This is a genomic window from Aquitalea aquatica, assembly GCF_013911085.1.
Classification (GTDB): domain Bacteria; phylum Pseudomonadota; class Gammaproteobacteria; order Burkholderiales; family Chromobacteriaceae; genus Aquitalea; species Aquitalea aquatica.
Genome location: NZ_JACERN010000042.1, coordinates 199,294 through 220,678 on the forward strand (window position 1 = coordinate 199,294; position 21,385 = coordinate 220,678).

Here is a 21,385-nt window from a genome sequence, read left to right on the forward strand (position 1 = left end):
GCGCTGGATGAGCCAGTAAATGCTCGTTGATGCCATTATTCTTGAGGTTTTATTTTAAAATGCTCGATGAATTTGTAATGGTATTGACGAGCCTGAGTGAAGGTCGGAATATGGCAGCCTGCCTGTTGATTGTTTAATGTCTGCAAAGCGCAACAGGCGGCAATGTGCGGTTTTAAGAAATTATAAGAATAGGATCCTCCATGCGTACTCTACGTTCCAGAATGCTGGTGTTTGTATTGATGATGCTGGTGGCCATCTCGCTGCTGTTTTGCGGTGTGGCCTACTGGAAGATGAAAGACGCCTTGCTGTCTTCCATTAGCGATCAGATCAGTCAGACCGCCAACAATAAAGTCAGCTTCATTACCGAATGGGTATCCACCCGGCAGAACATCGTGGGCTCTGCCCTGTTGCATTTTACCGAGGGGGATATGAAGCCCATCCTCGATCAGTCACAAGTCGCCGGCAAGCTGGACGACATGTATGTGGGTGAGCCCAGCAAGAAAATGACCCAGTTCACCGGCTCTACGCCGGTGCCGCCGGGTTATGACCCGACTGGCCGTCCGTGGTATCTGGCCGCCAGCAATTCGCAAGAAGCCATTGCTACTGCACCGTACATCGATGCTGCTACCAAAAAGCCGATCATTACCTTCGCCAAAGCCCTGCGCAAGGATGGCCAACTGGTGGCGGTGGCCGGTGGTGACGTATCGCTGCAGCGGGTAGCCGAAGAAGTGGTGTCTTCCAAGCTGCCAGGTGATGGTTTTGCCTTCCTGATTACCGGTGATGGCTCGGTGATTGCTCACCCGGTCAAGGATTCGGGCATGAAGAAGATCGGTGAGGTGATGACCGGCTTCGATCTGAATGGCATCAGCAAGGATGGCGCGCTGCAAACAGTGAGCATTAACGGCGAATCCAGCATGACCGCGCTTTATCCGGTGGGGAAGACCGGCTGGCTGCTGGGTGTGGTGGTACCGGTGGCTGCCGCTACCGTATCCGTTACCCATTTGATCGAACTGATGATTGCCGTGCTGATTGCCGGTGTGGTGGTGGTAGCGTTGCTGGCAACGGTAGGCGTGTCGCGCATGCTGTCCGGCCTGACCGAGCTGCGTGACGCCATGCGCAATGTGGCCAGCGGCGATGGCGACCTCACCCTGCATCTGCCGGTGCACTCGCAAGATGAAGTGGGCCAGATTGCCGAGGCATTCAACGGCTTCGTGCACAAGCTGCATGGCATGTTCGTGTCGGTACGTAATGACGCGGAAGCCCTGGCACGCGACACATCGGCCTTGCACCAGGCAGCAGAGAGCATCGCCTCCGATTCGCGTGTGCAGTCCAACGAGCTGTCGGCCACTGCGGCAACCATCGAGCAGATTACCGTCAGCATCAACCATATTGCTGACAATGCCGGTGAGACTGAAGTGCTGGTGGCCAGCACCCGCGAGAACTCGGAAGACTCCTACCAGGCCATGGAAAAAGTGGCCAGCGAAGTGCAGTCCATCGTGCAGACCGTGGATGCCCTGCAAAGTGCCATGGGCGATCTGTCTTCCCACTCCGAGCAGATTCGCGGCATCGTGGCAGTGATTCGCGATATTGCCGACCAGACCAACCTGCTGGCACTGAATGCGGCTATCGAGGCAGCACGTGCTGGTGAGCAGGGTCGTGGCTTTGCCGTGGTGGCTGATGAAGTGCGCAAGCTGGCTGAACGTACTGCCTCGGCCACGGTGGAAATCGCGCAGATGATCAATAGCGTGATGAGCCAGACCGAAGTGGCCATCGGCCATACCAGCAAGACCAACGAGCGCGTGGCCACCGGTGTGGCACTGTCGCGCGAGGCGGCTGACAAGGTGGGCAAGATCAAGGCCAGCACCCATGATATCGCGGGTCGCATGTCGGAAATCACCAGCTCCACCAAGGAGCAGAGCACCGCCACCACCGTCATGGCGCAAAGTGCCGAACGCATCAATGCCAAGGCGCTGGAAAGTGATGAAAACGTGCAACGCATCCTCAGCATCATTCAGGATCTGTCGCGTCGTGGCGGCGACCTGCGTGCACTGGTGTCGCAGTTCAAGCTGTAGCCGATGTGGCAGTGCTGACTTGCCGCTGAACAGAACCCCCGCCATGGCGGGGGTTTTTTTATGGCAGTCTGACCATGCTGGATGGGTGGTGGTCGGCTTTGCGCCATCCCTGATGAAAAGGACAGTTTTTCGCTCGGAACTTTCACCTCACGACAAGGAAGTGTCAGCTGTCAGTCGCTGGAATGAATTGCCAAGATAGCTGACAGGGTGCTGTAGCGCAGTCTGACAATCTGTCTGGAGGTGTTGGTGATGAAAGCCTATTTACTGACCGTGGTGGAGCGGGATGGCCGTCGTTATACGGTGTGTGCATTGGCCAGCAGTTGTGGCGAGGCCTGCCTCAACGTGCTGGACATGCTGGGGCGGGTGGCCGGCATAACCGGGAGACGCATCAAATGAGGGCAGGTCTCTACCACTGGCTGGGTGGCATCTTGCTGTCCAGCCTGTTCATCGCCGCCCTGGCACTGGCCCAGGCGCTGGAATAGCCGGGTATTAGCCGGTCAGGTCGGGGCTGCCTTCGTCGGCATAGGTCTGGTGGATTTTCAATATTTCTGGCAGCGCCTTCCTGAAGGCGGGTATCAGCTCCGGGTCAAAGTGCTGGCCAGACTGGCTGTACATGTAGTCGAGCGCCTCTGCCAGCGGTAGTGCCGGCTTGTAGGGGCGTACTGACAGCAGGGCGTCGAACACGTCGGCAATGGCCACGATGCGGCCGACCAGCGGGATGGCATTGCCGCGCAGGCCATAGGGATAGCCGCTGCCATCCCAGCGCTCATGATGGGTGAGGGCGATGGTGCGGGCGGTTTGCAGCAGCTCGTCATCATGATTGCCGATGATGTCGGCCCCCATCAGCGGGTGCTGTTTCATCAAGACCCACTCGGCGTTGTCCAGCTTGCCCGGTTTGAGCAGGATATGGTCGGGAATGCCGATCTTGCCGATGTCGTGCATGGGGGCGGCCAGCTGCAGTATTTCCTGGGCCTTGTCGCCCAGGCCAGCCACTTCGGCAATCAGCCGCGATGCATGTGCCATGCGGATGACGTGATTACCGGTTTCATTGTCCTTGAATTCGGCGGCCCGCCCCAGGCGCTGGATGATCTGCTGGCGCGAAGTCAGCAGTTCGTGGGTGCGCTGGGCCACCATGCGCTCCAGTTCACGCGTCTGGTCGTACAGCGCCAGCTGGGTACGTACCCTGGCCTTGACCACTGGCGGGCTGATTGGCTTGGTAATGTAGTCTACCGCACCGATTTCCAGCCCCAGTTTTTCATCCTCCACCGAGCACATGGCGGTGACGAAGATCACCGGAATGTGCTGGCGGTCGGGGTTGGCCTTCAGCCGACGGCAGACTTCATGGCCGCTGAGTCCGGGCATCATTACATCCAGCAAGACCAGATCCGGTGGCGAATCGGAATACACGATCTGTAGCGCCTTTTCGCCATTGGCGGCCACCTTGATGCTGTAATCATCTTCCAGGATGGCGGCCAGCAATTCGATGTTTTCCGGTACGTCATCGGCAATCAATATGCTCTGGCGCAGTCTGAGATCGGCCATGGTATGGGCTTTCAGTTGGCTTGCTGGGTCTGGTCGGGCTGCAAGCGCTCCGCCAGCTGGTTTAGCTGCCGCAGGGCAGCATCGTAGTCGTACTGCGCCGCCAGTCGCGACAGCTGGCGGGCGGCGTCCGCTTCGGCATGGCCGGCCAGTGCCCGGTACAGTTCGGCGGCACTGCGGCTGGCCTTGATATCGTTGTCTTGCAACTGGCTGGCCAGCGTACGCATTAGTTGCTGGCAGTCGACCAGCGTACTGGCTTCGCTGGCGACCGGCTCTGCCGGGTGTTCTTGTTCCACATGCACGAGCAGTCGCTGCAGTTGTTGTTGCAGCTGCTCGATGGCTTGCTGCCGCTGGTTATCATTGCCGTCCAGGTGGTATTCCAGATGGCGGCAGGCGGCAGCCAGGGCATCGGCGCCGATATTGCCGGCCAGACCCTTGAGATTGTGCACGATGCGCCGTGCCGTATCGGCTTCGCCTTTGTGCAAGGCCTGCTGCAGGCGTTGGGTCGCATCGCTCTCGCGTTCCTGAAAGCGGGTCAGCAGCCGCTGGTACAGGGTGTGATCGTCGCCCATGCGCAGCAGGGCTGACTTGCGGTCGAGTAGCTGTTCGCCTGGCGTCACAACTGGGTCGGGGCTGGCGGCGGTGGCCAGCGGCTGGCCGGGGCGCAGGTGGCGCAGCAGCACGGCGTAGAACAGCTGGATGTCGATGGGCTTGGCGATGTAGTCGTCCATGCCGGCATCCCGGCAGCGTTGTTCTTCACCCACCATCACATTGGCGGTCATGGCAATGATGGTAAGTGCCCGGCCATGTGGCTGCTGGCGCAACTGGCGGGTAGCTTCCAGCCCGTCCATCACCGGCATCTGGCAGTCCATCAGCAGCAGTTGATAGTCGTGCGTAGCCGCCATCTGCAAGGCTTCGGCACCGTTGCAGGCCAGCTGGGCCGTGATGCCGACCTGCCGCAGCAGTTCCAGCGCGACTTCCTGATTGGTCAGATTGTCTTCCACCAGCAGGACGCGACTACCTTGCAACAACTGGCGCAACTGCGGCAGGTCGATGCGTGGCGCGCTGCTGGCGGGCAGTGTTGGCACCTGGTGGCGGCAGCCGGTATGAATGGCATCCAGCAGGGTAGAGAAGGTGGCCGGCTTGTCCATGATGCCATCCACCGGCGTTTGCCCGAGAGCCTGGCTCAGGCTGTCACTGTCGTGGGCGGTGGCCAGCAGACAGACCGGCGCGGGTAGTTCTGTCAGTGCACGGATCTGTTGCAGGGTTTGTACGCCGTCCATGTCGGGCATTTTCCAGTCGATCAAGGCCAACTGGTAGGGCTGGCCGGCCGCATGTGCCTGCTGCAAGGCCAGCAGCGCGGCTGGGCCGCTGTCGACGGCGTCGGCCTGCAACTGCAGTGCCTGCAACATATGTACAAAGACTTCGCGTGCGGCGGCATTGTCGTCCACCACCAGTGCGCGCATGCCACGGATGTCGGGCAGGCTGGCTGGCGTGGCCGGTACTGACTGCGCTTTGCCCAGCCGGCAACTGAAGCTGAAGCAGCTGCCGTGGCCGGGTGCGCTGCTGACGCTAATCTCGCCCTGCATCAGCTGCACGATGTGTTGGCTGATGCTCAAGCCCAGGCCGGTACCACCATAACGGCGGGTGGTGGAACTGTCGGCCTGAGAGAAAGCCTGGAACAGCCGTTGCTGTTCGGCCTGGCTCATGCCGATGCCGGTGTCGCGGACGGAGAAATCCAGCAGGACCGATTGTTCGTCTTCCTCACGCAGGCGGACGGCCAGCGTGATTTCGCCCTGTTCGGTAAACTTGACGGCATTGCCCACCAGATTGTTCAGCACCTGGCCCAGCCGCAGCGGGTCGCCTCGGAGTTGTGGGGGGAGCGCCGGGTCGATGTCGAACAGTAGTTCCAGCCCCTTGTCACGCACTCGCAAGGCAAGCAGGTCGGCTACCTGGCTGATGACGTTTTCCAGCGAAAAATCCACCTGCTCGCAATGCAGCTTGCCGGCTTCGATCTTGGAAAAATCCAGAATGTCGTTGATCAGCCCCAGCAGGCTGTTGGCGGCGGCGTGTGCCTTGTCCAGATAATTGCGTTGCTGCGGGTTTAGCGCGGTCTGCAAGGCCAGCTGGGTCATGCCGATCACGGCATTCATCGGGGTGCGGATTTCATGGCTCATATTGGCCAGGAATTCTGCCTTGGCGCGGGTGGCGGCTTCTGCGCTGCGGCGAGCTTCACTGGCTTCCTGCTCGGCGGTTTTGAGTTCGCTGACATCGACGATGACGCCGATCAGCCCGCCAGGTGTGCCGTCCTGATGCTGAAAGCCGCTCACTGAATACAACAGGTGGTGTGATTTGCCATCGGCCAGTACCAGCTCTTCCGCGCGGGATATCCGGCTGCCATTGGCAATGACGCTTTCGTCTTCCTGCTGGAAGTGCTGGCGATCCGCCAGGGGCAGATACTCCAGATCCAGCACCCGCTTGCCGATGAAATCACGCCGCTCGATACCGAAAGCCTGTTCGTAGGCCTGATTGCAACCGAGAAAGCGGGTATCCGCGCCCTTGTAGAAAATCGGATTGGGGATGACGTCCAGCAAGGCCTCCACCAGTGCTACCTGGTGCAGCAGGGCCGCCGTGCGTTCGGACACTTTCTGCTCCAGCAGCACGCGGGATTGCTGCAGCTCGGTGGTATTGGCCAGCAAGCGCTGGCGCATGGCTTCCTGGGCGGCAGCCAGCTGGCTGACCTCCTGCCAGGGGGCATGCAGGGCGGTGGCACAAACGGGTGCGGCCAGGTCGAGCTGGCCGATGCGTTCACTTTCCCGAGTCAATAACTGCAGCGGGCTGGCAAAGCGCCGGGCCATGCGCAGGGCCACCACGCCACCGCAGGCCAGTGCTGCCAGCGTAATCAACAGCAGCACCAGCAGATCGCGTGGCTTGAGCGGCAAAAAAGCCGCTTCCGGCGCTACCACGGCTATCCATAATGGTTGCTGGCCTATGCGGGTGGGCTGGAACAGGCTGAACCAATCCTGCCCGGCAGCATGAAAGCGGCTGGCGCGGCCCGGTTGCTGCTGGCGGCGCAGCCAGTGCTCGTAACCATGCGATAGCGGGTTGTCACTGAGGCTGGCCAGCGGGCGCATCAGCAGGGAGGCCGTTGACTGGCCGCCGCCATAGGGCAGGGCCAGCACCATGCCCTGCTCATCTAGCAAGGCCAGGGTTTGCTGTTGGGCAATGGGTAGTGCGTTGGTAATACTGGCGATGCTGCTGAGGTTGACGTCATGGCCGATGATGAAATGACTGCCGTCGGCAGCGGTCCAGCGACTGGCAGCAGTAAGGCCGGTCTGGCGGGTGGTATAGAAGATATAAGGCTGAGTCCAGTGAATGTCACGATCACTGCTCAGCGCCATGGCACCCTTAAACCAGGGACGCTGGCGGGCATCGTAATCCTGCTGGCGGGTTTCGCTGTGTAGCAGCCGGCGCTTTTGGTTCCAGTAAAACCAGTAGGTGGTACGCCCCCAGCGGACCGGATCGCTCAGGCGATTGACCCAGCCACCATCGGCGGTGTGCAACAACAGGATTTCCCGGCCAGACTCATGTGCCAGATTGACCGAGGCAATCTCGCGCTGGTTTTCGATGATGGGGAAAAAGAATTCGTTGAAGCGTTGCAGCTGCTGGCGATCGTCCTGCAGCCATTGGGTATGGCTGTTCCACCGGCTGTTACGGCCCCAGGCCTGGCTGGTGCGCAGATTGGCATCGACTGTATCAAGCAGGCGCTGCATGCGCGCATCCAGCTGCTGGGCAGCAATCTGCATTTGCGATTGCGCCAGGCTATCTACCGTCGATTGGACGATCAGGTGATAGCAGCCAAAGGCGAACACGACCAGGGACAGCAGGATCAGCCCGCACATGCGCAGGACCAGGCTGCTGGCAAATGTCTTTTTCAATCAGCGCTCCAATGTGGATCTGGCTGCTGCTGTACTGTTGTGGGGCTGTCGTGGCCAGGCGGGCGTCGTGCGATTGTCTGCCCAGCGCCTGATGCGGTGTGTGGCGAGTTTCAGGCAAGTGTGGTGATAGTAGCACGCGTCAAATCATTGACTCAATTGTCATGATTGATTCAAAGCGCGCTGTCTGCGGCGGAGTGATCAGACAGGCAGGGCGGTGACACAGGGCCGGCCGCAGCCCGCCCTGTGCACACTAGTATCAAGCTTATTCTTTGGCAGCTGCGGCAGCAGCAGCGCGCAGCTTGTCTTTCTTGCTCATGCGCTTGCCCTTGATGCCGCCATTGCTGTTGGGGTCGTGTTGTGCAGCAGGACTGTTGTCCGGGGCGACGCTAGGTGCAAAGCCCTCAATCTGTTCGCGTGGCAGCTGTTGTTGCTGGCGTTTTTCGATCAGGCGGAAATGGGCAGCGTTGTCAGCAGAAACAAAGCTGATGGCAACACCACTGGCGCCGGCCCGCCCGGTGCGGCCGATGCGATGGGTGTAGTCGACCACCGAGCGCGGCAGATCGTAATTGACCACCACCGGCAAGCCGGCAATGTCGATGCCACGGGCGGCCAGATCAGTGGCAATCAGCACTTGCAGCTGGCCGTTTTTGAGGTCGGCCAGTACCTGCCCGCGCTGGCTCTGGCTGCAATCGCCATGTAATGCCGCGGCGCGGATGCCGGCGTTTTGCAATTTGCCGGCCACGCGTTCGGCACTGTGGCGACTGGCCACGAACACCAGTACCCGTTCCCAGTTTTCACTTTGCAGCAAATGGCGCAGCAGCATGGTGCGCCGGCCAGTATCCACCTCGATGGCGCGTTGCCGGATGTCGGGTGCGCTGCTCTGGCTGAGCGGGATGTCAATGCGCTGCGGCTGTTTGAGCAAGGTTTCGGCCAGCTGGCGTACGGCCGGCGGGAAGGTGGCGGAAAACAGCAGGTTTTGCCGGTACGGTGGCAATAGCGCCAGCAACTGCTTGATTTCGTCAGCAAAACCCAGGTCCAGCAGCCGGTCGGCTTCGTCCAGTACCAGGGTTTGCACGGCAGACAGGCGCAGTGCATTGTGCTGCAGCAAATCCAGCAGCCGGCCCGGCGTGGCCACCACGAAGTCGGCCCCGCCGCGCAAGGCCATCATCTGCGGATTGATCGACACGCCGCCATAGACCACCGCCACCTTGATGGCCTGCGGCAGTGAGGCTGCCAGATCGCGCAGCGTGGCACCTACTTGCACCGCCAGTTCGCGGGTGGGCAGCAGAATCAGGTTTTGAATCTGCCGTGGCGAGCCGTGCTGAGCGGCCAGCCATTGCTGCAACATGGGCAGGCAAAAGGCAGCAGTTTTGCCCGAGCCGGTCTGGGCAGTGGCCAGCAGGTCGTGACCTTGCAGAATGGCCGGAATGGCTGCTTGCTGAATGGCGGTGGGCGCGGCATAGCCTTGTGCGCTGGCTGAGGCAAGCAAGGCGGGCTGCAGGCCCAGGGAGGTGAATGGCATGTATGGAGGAGGCCCGGCAGAGGGTTGGGCGGCACCGCCGCCAGAGGCGCAGCAGTATCGTCCCGGCGGGCGGCAGGGTCAAGGCTGCTGTCGATCGCTGCGGCAGGGAGGGGCAATTGCGAGTAAGATCGGGGCTTGCCACCAAGTAAAGCAATCTGCACATGCAAACAGAAGTTAAAGAGAAGCCCAGATACGCCATCGTGGCGTCGGTCCAGCTGCCGGATGTCAGCGATGTCGAATTCGAGGCCTCGCTCACCGAACTGAGCGAGCTGGCCAAGACCCTGGGTTTCCAGGTGGTGCATACCTTTGTTCAAAAGCGTAACAGCTTCGACCGCACCGCCTACCTGGGCGTGGGCAAGCTGGAAGAAATCCACATGGTCGTCAATCGCGGCCTGCGCGCTGACGAGCTGGAACATGCACCACCGCAGCTGGACCCCTCCGCCATCGAGATCGACGTCTTGCTGGTGGATCATGAAATCTCTCCTTCGCAGGCACGCAATCTGGAACTGGCGGTCGGCTGCGAGGTGATGGACCGCACCATGGTCATTCTGGAGATTTTCCACCGCAATGCCCGCTCGCGTGCGGCGCGGGCCCAGGTGGAAATTGCCCGTCTGGGCTATATGGCACCGCGTTTGCGCGAAGCGGCCAAGCTGGCCGGGCCGCAAGGCCGCCAGCGTAGCGGCATGGGCGGTCGGGGTGCCGGCGAATCCCATACCGAGCTGGACCGGCGCAAGGTGCGTGACCGCATTGCCGAGCTGCAACGCGAAATCCTCGCCATGGAACTGGAACGCAAGACCCAGCGGGCGCGCCGGCTGGAGCGTCAGGGCCAGGGCCTGGCCGGTGTATCGCTGGTGGGCTATACCAATGCCGGCAAATCCACGCTGATGCGGGCGCTGACCGGCAGCGAGGTGCTGGTGGCCAACAAGCTGTTTGCCACGCTGGACACCACGGTGCGCGCCATTTACCCGGAAAGTGTGCCGCGTGTGCTGGTAAGCGACACCGTCGGCTTCATCAAGAACCTGCCACACGGCCTGGTGGCCTCCTTCAAGTCCACGCTGGAAGAGGCGCTGGATGCAGCGCTGCTGTTGCATGTCATCGATGCCAGCGATCCGGGCTTTGAACGCCAGCTGGAAGTGACCGATACCGTGCTGCAGGAAATCGGTGCCGATGAAGTGCCGCGCATTCGCGTGTTCAACAAGATCGACCATATCGGTGACGAAGCGGCCGAGGCTGCCTGGACCGCCGAGCTGCAACAGCGCTATCCCGGTTGCGTGGTGATGAGTGCGCGCCGGCCGGCGGAAGTTGCCGCCTTGCGCGAACGCATCGTGTCCTTCTTCCAGCAGGATCTGGTCGAAGACGAAGTGCTGCTGCCGTGGTCGGCCCAGCAACTGCGCGGCGAGCTGTTCAGCCAGTGCCAGGTACTGGAAGAACGTGCCGAGGAAGAGGGCAGCTGGTTCCGCGTACGTGGTGAGCCAGAGCAACTGCGCCGGCTGCACGAGCAGCTGAGCCCCGGCTCGCAAGGCCGTGAGAAGGAATACTGGGAAGTCTGACGCCCAAAGCCTCCAAATGAAAAACGCCATCCGTCCTGGATGGCGTTTTTTATGCGCATCACGACTGATGCTTGATCTGCAGCCGGCTTAGCCCGGCACCCCCAATATCACGCTGGAAGCCTTGAAGATGGCGCAAGCCGGGCTACCCAGTTGCAGGCCCAGCTCGCTGGCGCTGGCATTGGTGATGATGGCGGCGATGCTGCTGCCAGGGGCCAGTTCGATCACCACTTCGGTATTCACCGCGCCAGGCTGTAGCCGGCTGACCGTGCCGGGCAGCTGGTTGCGCGCCGACAGGCGCATGCCATCCTGGCCGCAGCCAACGATGACCGACGACGCCTTGATCAGGGCAAAGGCGGTGACGCCCGGAGCCAGCCCCAGGCTTTCGGTACTGTCATGGGTGACCACGGCCACCAGCCGCAGGCCATCGGCCACTTCCAGCTCGACTTCATCATTGACCGCGCCGGTCCGGATGGCCACCACCTTGCCCAGAAACTGGTTGCGTGCACTGGTTTTCATGCTCATGCCTTTCAATAGCAGCAGATCGTCGGCCATGCTGCTGGCCTGACGCTGCAGATTACGCAGAAACTGTTGATGTTCCTGCGCGATGATCTGGTAATTGGCCACCAGCTGTCGGCCACGCGCGGTCAGCCGGGTACCGCCGCCGCCCTTGCCACCGGACAGGCGCTCTACCAGCGGCTCGCCAGCCAGATTATTCATGTGGTCGATGGCATCCCAGGCCGCCTTGTAACTGATGCCGGTGGTGCGGGCGGCCTGAGTGATGGAGCCGCTGCCGTCTATCTGTGCCAGCAAGGCCAGCTGTTGCGGGCTGCCGAACTTCTCACCCGCCATGCTTAACCACAGTGCACCTTGCAAGGTGATGTCTTGCGGCTTCATGTCTGCTGCTCCGGCAGGGCCGGCAGGCAGGCTGCGTGTTCGCGGCAGCGACCACATTGCGGTGGTTTGAGTCCGGGAAGGCCAAGCTGATCGCCCAGCTCCGCGTACAGGAAACGCTTCCACTTGATATCGGCCTGATTGCGCGCATACAGCGGATACAGATAGTACTGCAGCAGCAGGCTTACCTCGTGACGGCTTGTCAGTCCCATGTCCTGCCATAGATGGCGACTGCCCAGGCTGGCCACGGCCACCACATGGGCCAGCCAGCTGCCGTGCTGCGGATTTTCCGCCGCCGAACGGTTGGCTAGCAGCAGGCTCAGCAGCGCGGAATGCAGGGGCGGCTGCTGCGACAGCAGCTGCTGGTATTGCGTGTCAGCCAGTGCTTCCATGCTGCCCAGTTCCGGTGCGCAGGCTGCCAGCACCTCCAGCAGCATCTGCTGCGGCAGGCCCAGCGTCCAGGCATAGAGGGGGAGCTCACCATCTTGCGCATTGCGCAGCACACCGAGTACCGCGCGGGTCAGCAGGCGGAAGGCTCGCTGCTGCTGGAAGTCATTCATGGGAAGTCTCCGTCAGGCCGGCAGGCGGCTGGCCAAGTCGGCCATCCTGCAGGTATAGGGTTTGCTGGCCAAAGGCCTGCACGTCCGCGGCATCGTGGGTGATCAACAGCATGGGGATGGACAGCCGTTGCAGCAGTTCAGCCAGTTCCCCGCGCAATTGCTGGCGCAGGGCCGGGTCCAGTGCCGAGAACGGTTCGTCCAGCAGCAAGGCGCGTGGCTCGGCCACCAGTGCGCGTGCCAGTGCGGTGCGCTGGCGCTGGCCACCAGACAAGGTGGCTGGCAGCTGGTCGGCCAGTGTGCCCAGGTCAAAGGCATCCAGCCAGTAGTCCACGGCAGCCAGCTGACGGCGGCGTCCGGGGTTGAGCCAGCCGCGCTGCAGGCCAAAACCGATGTTCTGCCGCACGCTCAGGTGAGGAAACAGCGCGTAGTCCTGAAACAGATAACCCAGCTGCCTTTGCTGCGGGCTGAGGCAAATGCCCCGTGTGCTGTCGAACAGGCTGCGGCCATCCAGCCGGATATGTCCGGCGTCAGGATGATGCAGGCCGGCAATCGCCTTGAGCAGCATGCTCTTGCCGGCACCGGACGGGCCATAAACCACCAGTTGCTGGCAGTCGCTGTGCAGGGCGATATCCAGCGAAAAGCTGCGCGTGCCGCTGCGTACGGTCTGACGGATGGCGAGGTCGAAACGGGGTGTGGGCATGTCAGCGCTCCGCCAGCCGGCCGGGTGCCAGCTTGCCGGCCAGCAGCAATACCAGCACGCAGACCAGCGAAGTCACCAGCACCAGCCGGTTGGCACTATCGTCCTGCCCGGCTTGCACCGCTTCGTAAATGGCCACCGACAGGGTCTGGGTCTTGCCGGGAATGCTGCCCGCCACCATCAGCGTGGCGCCGAACTCACCCAGGGCGCGGGCAAAAGCCAGCAGCAGGCCGGCCAGAATGCCGCGCCAGGCCAGCGGCAGGGTGATGCGAAAGAAAATGCCGATTTCTGACACGCCCAGCACGCGTCCGGCCTGTTCCAGCTGGCCGTCCACCGCTTCAAATGCCGCCCGTGCCGGCTTGTACACCAGGGGGAAGGCCACCAGCGCAGCGGCAATCACCGCGCCTTGCCAGGTGAAGATCAGGTTGATACCAAACTGCGCCTGTAGCCAGCTACCCAGCGGGCCACGCCGGCCTAGCAGGGTGAGTAGGTAGTAGCCCAGCACGGTGGGTGGCATCACCATGGGCAGAGTCAGCAGGGTGTCCAGCAGGTCGCGGCTGGGAAAGCGGCCACGCGCCAGCAGCAGGCCGACGCCCACCCCTAACAGCAGATTGAGCAGGGTGGCGCAGCCGGCCACCTGCAATGACAAGGTAAGTGCCGCCCACGCCGGGTCGGCCAGCCAATCGCTCATGTCAGGGCTTCTGGAAGCCGTAGCGGCTCAGCACGGCTTGTGCGGCTGGCGACAGCAGGTAATTGACAAAGCGTTGTGCCTCGGTGGCATTGGCTGCCGTGGCGGTACGGGCTACTGGGTAGGAAATGACTTCATCCAGCGGCACGCTGAACGCTACTTTCACCTTGTCCGGCATGATGGTAGCGTCGGTCTGGTAGACAAAGCCGGCCTCCACCTCGCCACGGGCAACATAATCCAGCGACTGGCGCACATTCTGGGTATTGATGGCCTTCGCCTCCACCGCCGGCCACAGGCGGGCGTTTTCCAGCGCACGCTTGGCGTAGCGGCCCACCGGCACACTGGCCGGTACGCCAATGGCCACATGCTTGATGCCGGCTTGCTGCAAGTCACTTAACTGTTGCAGTTTCAGCTTGCTGTCGGCAGGGGTGATCAGCACCAGCGCATTGCGGGCAAAGTCCTTGCGGTCTGCACTATTCACCAGCTTCTGCTTTACCGCACTGTCCATGGTTTCCTGATCGGCCGAGGCAAAAACATCCACCGGAGCGCCCTTGGCTATTTGCTGCAGCAGCGCGCCGGATGCGGCAAAGTTGAAATTGATCTTGCTGCCTGGATTCTGTGCCTCAAAGCCACGGGCAATATCCTTGAAGGCGTTGGTGAGGCTGGCGGCGGCAGAAACGGTGATTTCACCAGCCAGGGTATGGCCTGCCAGCAGCATGCTGCACAGGGAAAGGGCAATCAGCCTTGCTTTCATTGCGGGCTCCGGTTTGCGAGTGAGTTCGTAATATACCCGGATATATAACGCTACGAAATAATCCTTCTGGGGAATGGTTAATCAGCTGGAGTCGCTAGGGTGGCCGCACCAGGGCATGCCGTATTATCAACAGCGGCTAGCAGCTTGGCGCAATGCCCCGGGCTAAGTCGTACTGCGCTGCCCGTGTACCGCATGACAGCGCAAACCGGCTGTGAGCGGCCGGTAGAACGACCGTTCTGACTGCAGCGGGCTGCCTAGAATGGTGGGCAGGACGACAGGCCTTGCCCGTCGTGTTTGCTGACTCCACCGGAAAGCCCGCCATGTACTTTACCCATGCCATTACCCGCCTGCCTGCCGATTCCGTTGCTCATGGTCTGACCACCGCCAGCCTGGGCGCGCCGGACGCCGAACTGACCCGGCAGCAGTTTCGTAACTACCTGGATATCCTGCTGCAACTGGAGCTGACCGTGACCACCTTGCCGGCGCAGCCAGACTACCCCGATGCCCATTTTGTGGAAGATACCGCCGTGCTGATGCCGGAGCTGGCCATCATCACGAATCCGGGCGCACCGTCCCGCCGTGGCGAAATCCACAGTATTGCCCCGCTGGTTTCGCGTTTCCGGCATGCAGTGTGGCTGGGGGAGGGCGCGCATATGGATGGTGGCGATGTGCTGATGGTGGACAAGCGCTTTTTCATCGGGCTGTCCAGCCGCACCAACGAGGCAGGTATCAGCCAGTTTGCGGCGGCGGTAGAGAAATTTGGCTATAGCGTGCAGGCAGTGCCGGTCGGGGCAGGGTTGCACCTGAAATCCATCGTCAACTACGTGGGGCGCAATACGCTGATCTTGTCTGAAGATGCGGTGAATAACCCGGCATTCAGTGGTTTTGACCAGATAGTACTCAGTCCGCAGGAGGAGTATGCCGGCAACACCCTGTGGATCAACGACACGCTGATCACCCCCAGCGGCTATCCGCATACCCTGCGCCAGTTGCAGACGCTGGGCCTGCCCATCATCGAGACTGATACCAGTGAAATCCGCAAGATGGATGGCGGCCTGACCTGCCTGTCGCTGCGTTTCTGATTCAGGGCCGGGGCGTACCGTCACGCTTGATCTGCTGCAATTCAGTGGTGGTCAGGATTTTTTCGATATGAAACGCAGTGCTGGCCAGCCAGCGGTCGGCCAGTTGGCGGTATTCGTCGATATGCTGACAGCCGATGCGCAGCAGGAAATCAAAGCTGCCACTGACCAGCCAGCAATCCAGCACCTGCGGGGTGCCCTGGATTTCGCGGGTAAATGCCTGCTGCGATACCACATGGTCGGCGAGCGAAACCTGGGCCAGCACCACCAGTGCCGGCGCTGCTTGGGGCAGATCAACGATGGCGCTGTAACCCTTGATGATGCCGGCTTTTTCCAGCCGTCTGACCCGCTCCAGGCAGGGGCGGGCGGTCAGGTTTACCTGCTCGGACAGCCGCTGAAAAGGCAGGCGGCCATCCCGCTGCAGTACTTCCAGGATTTTCAGGTCGATTCGGTCAAGGCTGGGCTTGTGATCCATGTTTCCTGTTTTCGCGATGCCCGGCGTGCTGGGGCAAGGCTTGTGATTGGAGCGGTCTGTCCTGTCCTTGTCAAGCCAGCTGGATGGCAAAAAAATGCTTGTGCCATGCGGCATCCGCTTTTACGATAAGTCTGCCCCTCATGGGCAACGTCGCTCGGACGGTTCCGGGCGCTTACGTGAAAGGTTCACATGGCTTCTTCTGCAGGCAAGCGCCGCTTTGCGCGCATCGATCGTCTCCCTCCCTACGTCTTCAATATCACCGCCGAACTGAAACTGGCTGCCAGACAGCGCGGTGAGGACATTATCGACCTGAGCATGGGCAACCCTGATGGCGCCACGCCACCGCACATTGTCGCCAAGCTCAACGAAGTGTCGCAACGTCCGGATACCCACGGTTATTCCGCCTCCAAGGGCATTCCACGGCTGCGCCGCGCCATTTCCCGCTGGTACAAGGACCGCTACCAGGTGGAGATCGACCCCAATAGCGAGGCGATTGTCACCATCGGCTCCAAGGAAGGTCTGGCCCACCTGATGCTGGCTACGCTGGATGGCGGCGATACCGTGCTGGTGCCGGACCCGAGTTACCCCATCCACATCTACGGTGCGGTGATTGCCGGGGCGCAGATCCGTTCGGTACCGCTGGTACCGGGCATCGATTTTTTTGCCGAGCTGGAAAAGGCCATTCGTGGCAGCTATCCCAAGCCCAAGATGATGGTGCTGGGCTTTCCGTCGAATCCCACTGCGCAGTGCGTGGAGCTGGATTTCTTCGAAAAAGTGATTGCCCTGGCCAAGAAGCACGACATCTTCGTGGTGCATGACCTGGCCTACGCCGACATCGTGTTCGATGGCTGGAAGGCGCCGTCCATCATGCAGGTGCCGGGCGCCAAGGACATCGCCGTCGAATTCTTTACCCTCAGCAAGAGCTACAACATGGCTGGCTGGCGTATTGGCTTCATGGTGGGCAACCCCGACTTGGTGGCCGCGCTGGCACGCATGAAGAGCTACCACGATTACGGTACTTTCACCCCGCTGCAAGTGGCCGCGATTGCCGCGCTGGAAGGCGACCAGCAGTGCGTGCGCGACATTGCCGAAAAATACCAGCAGCGCCGCGACGTACTGGTGAAAGGGCTGAATGAGATCGGCTGGCAGGTGGAATGCCCCAAGGCCTCGATGTATATCTGGGCGCGTATTCCGGAACAATGGCGTGAGCTGGGTTCGCTGGAATTTGCCCGGCTGCTGCTGGAAAAGGCCAAGGTGTGTGTCTCGCCCGGCATTGGTTTTGGTGACCAGGGCGATGAGTATGTACGCTTTGCGCTGATCGAGAACGAAGCACGTATTCGCCAGGCCCTGCGTGGCATCAAGGCCATGTTCAAGGACGCCCAGGCAACAGCCTGAGTGGGCGCAACAGCCAAGCTGGCCGGCATGATCGGCCAGCTTTTTCTGGCAGATTATCCAGAGATCAAGCCGCCATCACCCGGTTGCGGCCGGCCTGTTTGGCAGCATACAAAGCCTGATCAGCCATTTCCAGTAGTGGCTCCCACTGGACACCATTCTTGGCTAGCGCATAGCCGATGCTCACTGTCACCGCTATCTCCATGCCATTGCAGCGAATGCGGCGCGCAGCAATATTTGCCCGGAGCTTATCCAGCCATTGTTGGCAGCTGATCTGATCGCAGCCGTTGGGTTGCGGTGCAAACAGCAGGAATTCCTCACCACCCCAGCGCGCCAGAATATTTCCACCAGCAGCCTCCTCGCTCAAGGCGCGGGCGCAGTCACGGATAACCTCGTCCCCAAATTGATGGCCGTAGCTGTCATTGATCGCCTTGAAGTGGTCGATATCGATCATGGCCAGCAAATAAGCCTGGTCACCATGCCGCTTACGCTGACGGCGAATGCGTTCGTGAAAGGCATGACGATTGAGCAAGCCGGTGAGCGGATCGGTAGTGGCAGCCGCGAACAGTTTTTTCTGGGTGTTGTAGACCAGTCCGGTGGTGGACAGAATGACGATAATGCTGGAAATAATGCTGACCAGCAGGGTTTCTATCATCGATTTTTTTTCATTTTTCAGCGTTTCCGAGACATCTTCCTCTACGGCCAGGTACCAATTACTGCCAGGCAGTTTGCGGATGCCGACAATGCGTTCTGTTGCCGTGGATTGCAGCAGGAAATTATGCGGAATGGTTTCATTCTGATGAATGGCAGCATTCATCGAATTGAAGTCAAAGTGCGGAGGAGAGCTTGCGTGACTGCTGCGAATGATGATATTGCCGGACTGGTCAAAAATGTAAATGTCGTTATTATATTTGTCGGCGTATTTGTCGATGATTTTCTTGAAGTGGTGTAATTCCTGGCTGATGCCGACTATGCCGATGACCTTGCCGTCATCATCGAAAATCTTCTCGTTGGCGAAAACCAGTAAAGAGTCATTTTCCTGGTACTTGCCCAGGTTTAGCTCATAGATCGCTGGGTCTGCCAAGACCCGCCAATACCAGGCATCTCTTGATGCATTAGGGTGTAATGTAAGCTGTTTGCCGTTGTCGGTGTAATACTTCTTTTCAGCATCATCCACCAGAAAAGCCGTGGCGGCGTTGTATTTTTCTTTTATCCCGCGTAGATATCTGCGAATGGTGGCGGGGTTGCTGTTGGTGTCGATAACCCAGTCGCGGACAAAGCTGTCATGGGCCATGAAGGTGGCAATATCCACCGGATTCATGATGCTGCTTTGTATTTCGGTATAAATCGAATCGCCGATCAAGGGTAGCGACTCTTCCAGAATCCTTTTTTCCGCCTCGCCTTTTTCTCGTGAATAAGTGACAACTGCGCTGATGGAAAATCCGATGCTAATAATAAGGGTAATAAAAATAATCTGCTTACGGTACCGGCTGCGCATGACCCACCCCGAGGTATTTATTATTTGAAGCAATATTATTATGGCGGAGAGACGCATTGGCCGTGCGCTCTCTGCTTTGTTTATAACCTAACTATGCATTAATGCCCAGCCCGCTGCGTCGCCGGCAGGTAATGGGCAGAACTGCAAGCCATGTGATGACGCGGCATTAGACAGATGATGTCTGTCCAGAATGCTTCAGGGCTGGGGCGGCCTGTTTTGCTGGCGGAACAAGGCCCATTCCTCGATCACTCGGCCATCGGCCAGCTGGCACAGGGAATATTCATTACCGGCATTGTCTTTTTGTGGCAGTAAGTGGCCGCCCTGCTGGATGCAATACACCGAGGCAGGATTGGCCATGCCCACCATGGGGGCTGGCATGGTTGCCGGCGCGGCTGAGGGTGTGGTGCAGCCCGCCAGCAACAAGCAGAGTACGGCGGGGATAGCGAACAAGGGACGAGTAAGGACTGGCATGCGGGCTCCTGAGTGTTTGATGCAATGACGGCAGTATAGCGCTGGCGTGATGATCAGCATGGAGCAAAGCAAAGCCGGACGCGCATGGACGGTCCGGCTTGGTCTGTCAGTCCCGCTTGGCGGGCCTGCCGAATTACTTGCTGGCGATCTGTACGCCGTGCTGCTTCTTGTCGGTATTGATGCGGATGATGATGCGCTTGGCTGGCACGCCAGACGCGATCAGGAAGTCCCTGACTTCGGCAGCACGGGCTTGTGCCATCGATTTGGCTTTATTCGAGCTGCCACGGTAGCAATAGCCACGCAAGGTAATCTTTTTCATGGCCTGAATGCTGCTGATCTGGCGCAGGATTTGCCCCTTGCCGACCAGGTCGAGTGTGCTATCGCTTGGGGCAAAGGGAATAAAGCCGGGTGCGGCTGCCATATTGGCGTCGATTTTCTGGTTCAGCACCGCTTGAGCAGCGCTGGAATTACTTGCACCAGACAGGGAGGTGGTGGGCTTGTTGATGGCATTATTGCCAGTGCTGACCGCTTGCTGATTATTGGTGCTGGAACAGGCTGTCAGCGTGGTGGCAAGGAGACAGCAAAGCAGAAGACGTTTCATGGCGTTGATTCCGTATGGAGTAAGGGCGTAGCTGGGCATGTTTCGAGCCGGTCTGAATCCATGCCGCAAGCAGCATGGATGAAAGCAGTCCGACATGACGATGTTATGAAAGTTCATGCATTAGCAATAGGGACCATTCCATACGGATAACGCACAACATGGCTATCGGATGACAAGAGGATTGGCTGGCATGCTTGCCACTCCACGCCGCGTATCAAAGAGCGAGTCGGCTGGGCGACCATCGTGTTCATCTGGACCTATATTCCGGGCCAGCTGTTGGGTGGTGAACGATATGTGCTCTCGCATCCACTCAATCGCGCAGCGAAAACAAATAGCCTCAACAAGTCCAAGCGAAATCTGCATCAGATGGCGCTGGCATCGAACACCAGGGTGACCGTGCCCAGAAAGCGGTCGCCGCTTTGCTTGGCCATGCTTGTCACATCTGCAGCCGCCACGCCAAAGTGTAGTTGGGAGCGACGCGTGGCACTGGCTGTCTGAGCGCTGAACACGACTGCATTTTCATTGCTCAGTGCGATGCGGGTGGCATTTAGGCCGCTGTCCTTTACCCGTAAACCCTCCATGCTCAGCGCGGTAGCCACCGGCACCACCAGTTGCTTGCCATTGGCAATGCCGCATTGGCTGCCTACCTTGTACTGACATTCCAGTCGAACGCTGAAATTGCCGGAGCTGGCCACGGTAAACGGGATATCGCGCTGTAGCGGGCCGGGGGTGCGGCCCTGCTGTAGCCAGACCGACCAGCCGCCAGGCGGCTCCAGCAGCACCTGGCGGGCATTGTCGGGATAATTCACTTTCAGTTCGTGTGCCACGCTCAAGACGAAATTGATTTTGACAATACTGGCATCAACAGTGGCGGTGTCGCCAAAATCAAAATCCTGTCCGGGGCCGATACGGTACTCCAGGCTGCCATGGTATTCGCCATTGCCCAGCTCCAGCGGGCTAGGGGTTTCCAGCACATACATCAGGCCAGCGTCGGTTATGCTGACGCCGGGAGCAGGGATCGGGTAGGCCGCCAGCTTGTAACATCCATCCGCATTTTCCGGATATCCCCAGAGCGCAGACCCCCATTTGTCGGAAATCCAGGTAACGGTCAATCCCTTGCATTTTCCTGATGGATAACCCCAATAATTGCCGACCCAGAGCTTGTCATGAGCGTCGAGCGGAGTGCTGGAGCCGGTGATATCCATCGCACGTAATGCCAGGTTGTAAGTGCTGGCCATACCGCTGACCCGAAAGCGCAGCTGGCTGGTTTGTCCTGTTTGGGCGTTCACCACCTGTACCGTGCGAAAGGTATTGGGCACCTTGATGTAGAGGCCTTTGCGGGGGTTGGTTTCACCGCTTTTGACATTGGGATAAGACCAACGCACCGGCAGGCCGATACTGAAAGTCTTGTTGGTGCAGCTGTTTGGCCAGTAGCGGCAAAAACTGGCCTGTGGGGTGGTGTTTTCAAATTGAACGGTTTGCGGGGACAGCACGGAAGGGCGGAATGCCGCGCTGATCGTCATTTCCACGCCATTGGCACTGCTGGCTAGCAGGCCAGCGTAGAAGCCGGCAGCCAGGTGCTGCCGCCAAGTGTGGCGATGCTTGCGGTGTTGCATTGTCTTGCCTTTGTCTGAGAGTGATGGCGACGCTGGTGAGGC

General features: G+C 59.9%; 18 protein-coding genes. 5 read left to right on the plus strand and 13 right to left on the minus strand.

Annotation, left to right across the window (positions count from 1 at the left end; translation table 11 throughout):
• The first annotated feature begins 200 nt into the window (after window positions 1–200).
• Complete coding sequence (locus tag H2Z84_RS18595) at window positions 201–2,072, plus strand: methyl-accepting chemotaxis protein (RefSeq protein ID WP_181837277.1); 1,872 nt, start codon at window positions 201–203, stop codon at window positions 2,070–2,072.
• A gap of 249 nt (window positions 2,073–2,321) precedes the next feature.
• Window positions 2,322–2,468 (plus strand): hypothetical protein, encoded by a 147-nt coding sequence (locus H2Z84_RS18600; RefSeq protein WP_181837278.1) that lies wholly within the window; start codon window positions 2,322–2,324, stop codon window positions 2,466–2,468.
• A gap of 93 nt (window positions 2,469–2,561) precedes the next feature.
• Here the strand turns inward: H2Z84_RS18600 and H2Z84_RS18605 are convergent, their stop codons facing one another.
• The 3 genes from H2Z84_RS18605 to H2Z84_RS18615 form a co-directional block, all read right to left on the minus strand.
• On the minus strand, window positions 2,562–3,614 hold the full coding sequence (locus H2Z84_RS18605) for a response regulator (protein ID WP_181837279.1): 1,053 nt from the start codon (window positions 3,612–3,614) through the stop codon (window positions 2,562–2,564).
• A gap of 11 nt (window positions 3,615–3,625) precedes the next feature.
• Entirely contained in the window at window positions 3,626–7,549 is a 3,924-nt protein-coding gene (locus H2Z84_RS18610) for a response regulator (protein ID WP_181837280.1), read from the minus strand.
• A gap of 262 nt (window positions 7,550–7,811) precedes the next feature.
• The gene (locus H2Z84_RS18615) at window positions 7,812–9,071 is read right to left on the minus strand and encodes a DEAD/DEAH box helicase (RefSeq protein ID WP_181837281.1); all 1,260 of its coding nucleotides are present in this window, start codon (window positions 9,069–9,071) and stop codon (window positions 7,812–7,814) included.
• Window positions 9,072–9,232: 161 nt separating this feature from the next.
• On the opposite strand from H2Z84_RS18615, the gene hflX reads away from it, so the two are divergent.
• Complete coding sequence (hflX, locus tag H2Z84_RS18620; protein ID WP_181837282.1) at window positions 9,233–10,621, plus strand: GTPase HflX; 1,389 nt, start codon at window positions 9,233–9,235, stop codon at window positions 10,619–10,621.
• An 87-nt stretch (window positions 10,622–10,708) separates the two neighbouring features.
• Here hflX and H2Z84_RS18625 read toward each other — a convergent pair whose 3' ends face one another.
• The 5 genes from H2Z84_RS18625 to modA are packed head-to-tail and all read right to left on the minus strand — an operon-like array spanning window position 10,709 to window position 14,211.
• Complete coding sequence (locus H2Z84_RS18625) at window positions 10,709–11,515, minus strand: TOBE domain-containing protein (protein ID WP_181837283.1); 807 nt, start codon at window positions 11,513–11,515, stop codon at window positions 10,709–10,711.
• Window positions 11,512–12,072, minus strand: a complete 561-nt coding sequence (locus H2Z84_RS18630) for a nitrogen fixation protein NifQ (protein WP_181837284.1) — start codon at window positions 12,070–12,072, stop codon at window positions 11,512–11,514. Before H2Z84_RS18630 ends, H2Z84_RS18625 begins: the two co-directional genes overlap by 4 nt.
• On the minus strand, window positions 12,065–12,772 hold the full coding sequence (locus H2Z84_RS18635) for an ATP-binding cassette domain-containing protein (RefSeq protein WP_181837285.1): 708 nt from the start codon (window positions 12,770–12,772) through the stop codon (window positions 12,065–12,067). The genes H2Z84_RS18630 and H2Z84_RS18635 overlap by 8 nt, the downstream gene beginning before the upstream one ends.
• A 1-nt stretch (window position 12,773) precedes the next feature.
• Window positions 12,774–13,460: a molybdate ABC transporter permease subunit gene (modB, locus tag H2Z84_RS18640; RefSeq protein WP_181837286.1), complete on the minus strand. Its 687-nt coding sequence runs from the start codon at window positions 13,458–13,460 to the stop codon at window positions 12,774–12,776.
• Between the two features lies 1 nt (window position 13,461).
• Complete coding sequence (modA, locus tag H2Z84_RS18645; RefSeq protein ID WP_181837287.1) at window positions 13,462–14,211, minus strand: molybdate ABC transporter substrate-binding protein; 750 nt, start codon at window positions 14,209–14,211, stop codon at window positions 13,462–13,464.
• A 320-nt stretch (window positions 14,212–14,531) separates the two neighbouring features.
• On the opposite strand from modA, the gene H2Z84_RS18650 reads away from it, so the two are divergent.
• Complete coding sequence (locus tag H2Z84_RS18650; RefSeq protein WP_181837288.1) at window positions 14,532–15,293, plus strand: dimethylarginine dimethylaminohydrolase family protein; 762 nt, start codon at window positions 14,532–14,534, stop codon at window positions 15,291–15,293.
• Between the two features lies 1 nt (window position 15,294).
• Here H2Z84_RS18650 and H2Z84_RS18655 read toward each other — a convergent pair whose 3' ends face one another.
• Window positions 15,295–15,765: an Lrp/AsnC family transcriptional regulator gene (locus H2Z84_RS18655; RefSeq protein WP_181837289.1), complete on the minus strand. Its 471-nt coding sequence runs from the start codon at window positions 15,763–15,765 to the stop codon at window positions 15,295–15,297.
• A 189-nt stretch (window positions 15,766–15,954) separates the two neighbouring features.
• Here H2Z84_RS18655 and alaC point away from each other — a divergent pair, with 189 nt between their 5' ends.
• Window positions 15,955–17,160, plus strand: coding sequence for an alanine transaminase (gene alaC, locus H2Z84_RS18660; protein ID WP_181837290.1), 1,206 nt, complete (start codon window positions 15,955–15,957; stop codon window positions 17,158–17,160).
• Window positions 17,161–17,224: 64 nt separating this feature from the next.
• Here alaC and H2Z84_RS18665 read toward each other — a convergent pair whose 3' ends face one another.
• The 4 genes from H2Z84_RS18665 to H2Z84_RS18680 all read right to left on the minus strand — a co-directional run bounded on the left by H2Z84_RS18665 (window position 17,225) and on the right by H2Z84_RS18680 (window position 21,343).
• On the minus strand, window positions 17,225–18,655 hold the full coding sequence (locus H2Z84_RS18665) for a sensor domain-containing diguanylate cyclase (protein WP_181837291.1): 1,431 nt from the start codon (window positions 18,653–18,655) through the stop codon (window positions 17,225–17,227).
• Between the two features lie 195 nt (window positions 18,656–18,850).
• A complete protein-coding gene (locus H2Z84_RS18670; RefSeq protein ID WP_258869484.1) occupies window positions 18,851–19,126 on the minus strand; it encodes a putative hemolysin in 276 nt (91 codons plus the stop codon).
• Between the two features lie 133 nt (window positions 19,127–19,259).
• The gene (locus H2Z84_RS18675) at window positions 19,260–19,727 is read right to left on the minus strand and encodes an OmpA family protein (RefSeq protein WP_181837292.1); all 468 of its coding nucleotides are present in this window, start codon (window positions 19,725–19,727) and stop codon (window positions 19,260–19,262) included.
• Window positions 19,728–20,089: 362 nt separating this feature from the next.
• The gene (locus H2Z84_RS18680) at window positions 20,090–21,343 is read right to left on the minus strand and encodes a hypothetical protein (RefSeq protein ID WP_181837293.1); all 1,254 of its coding nucleotides are present in this window, start codon (window positions 21,341–21,343) and stop codon (window positions 20,090–20,092) included.
• Window positions 21,344–21,385: the final 42 nt, after the last annotated feature.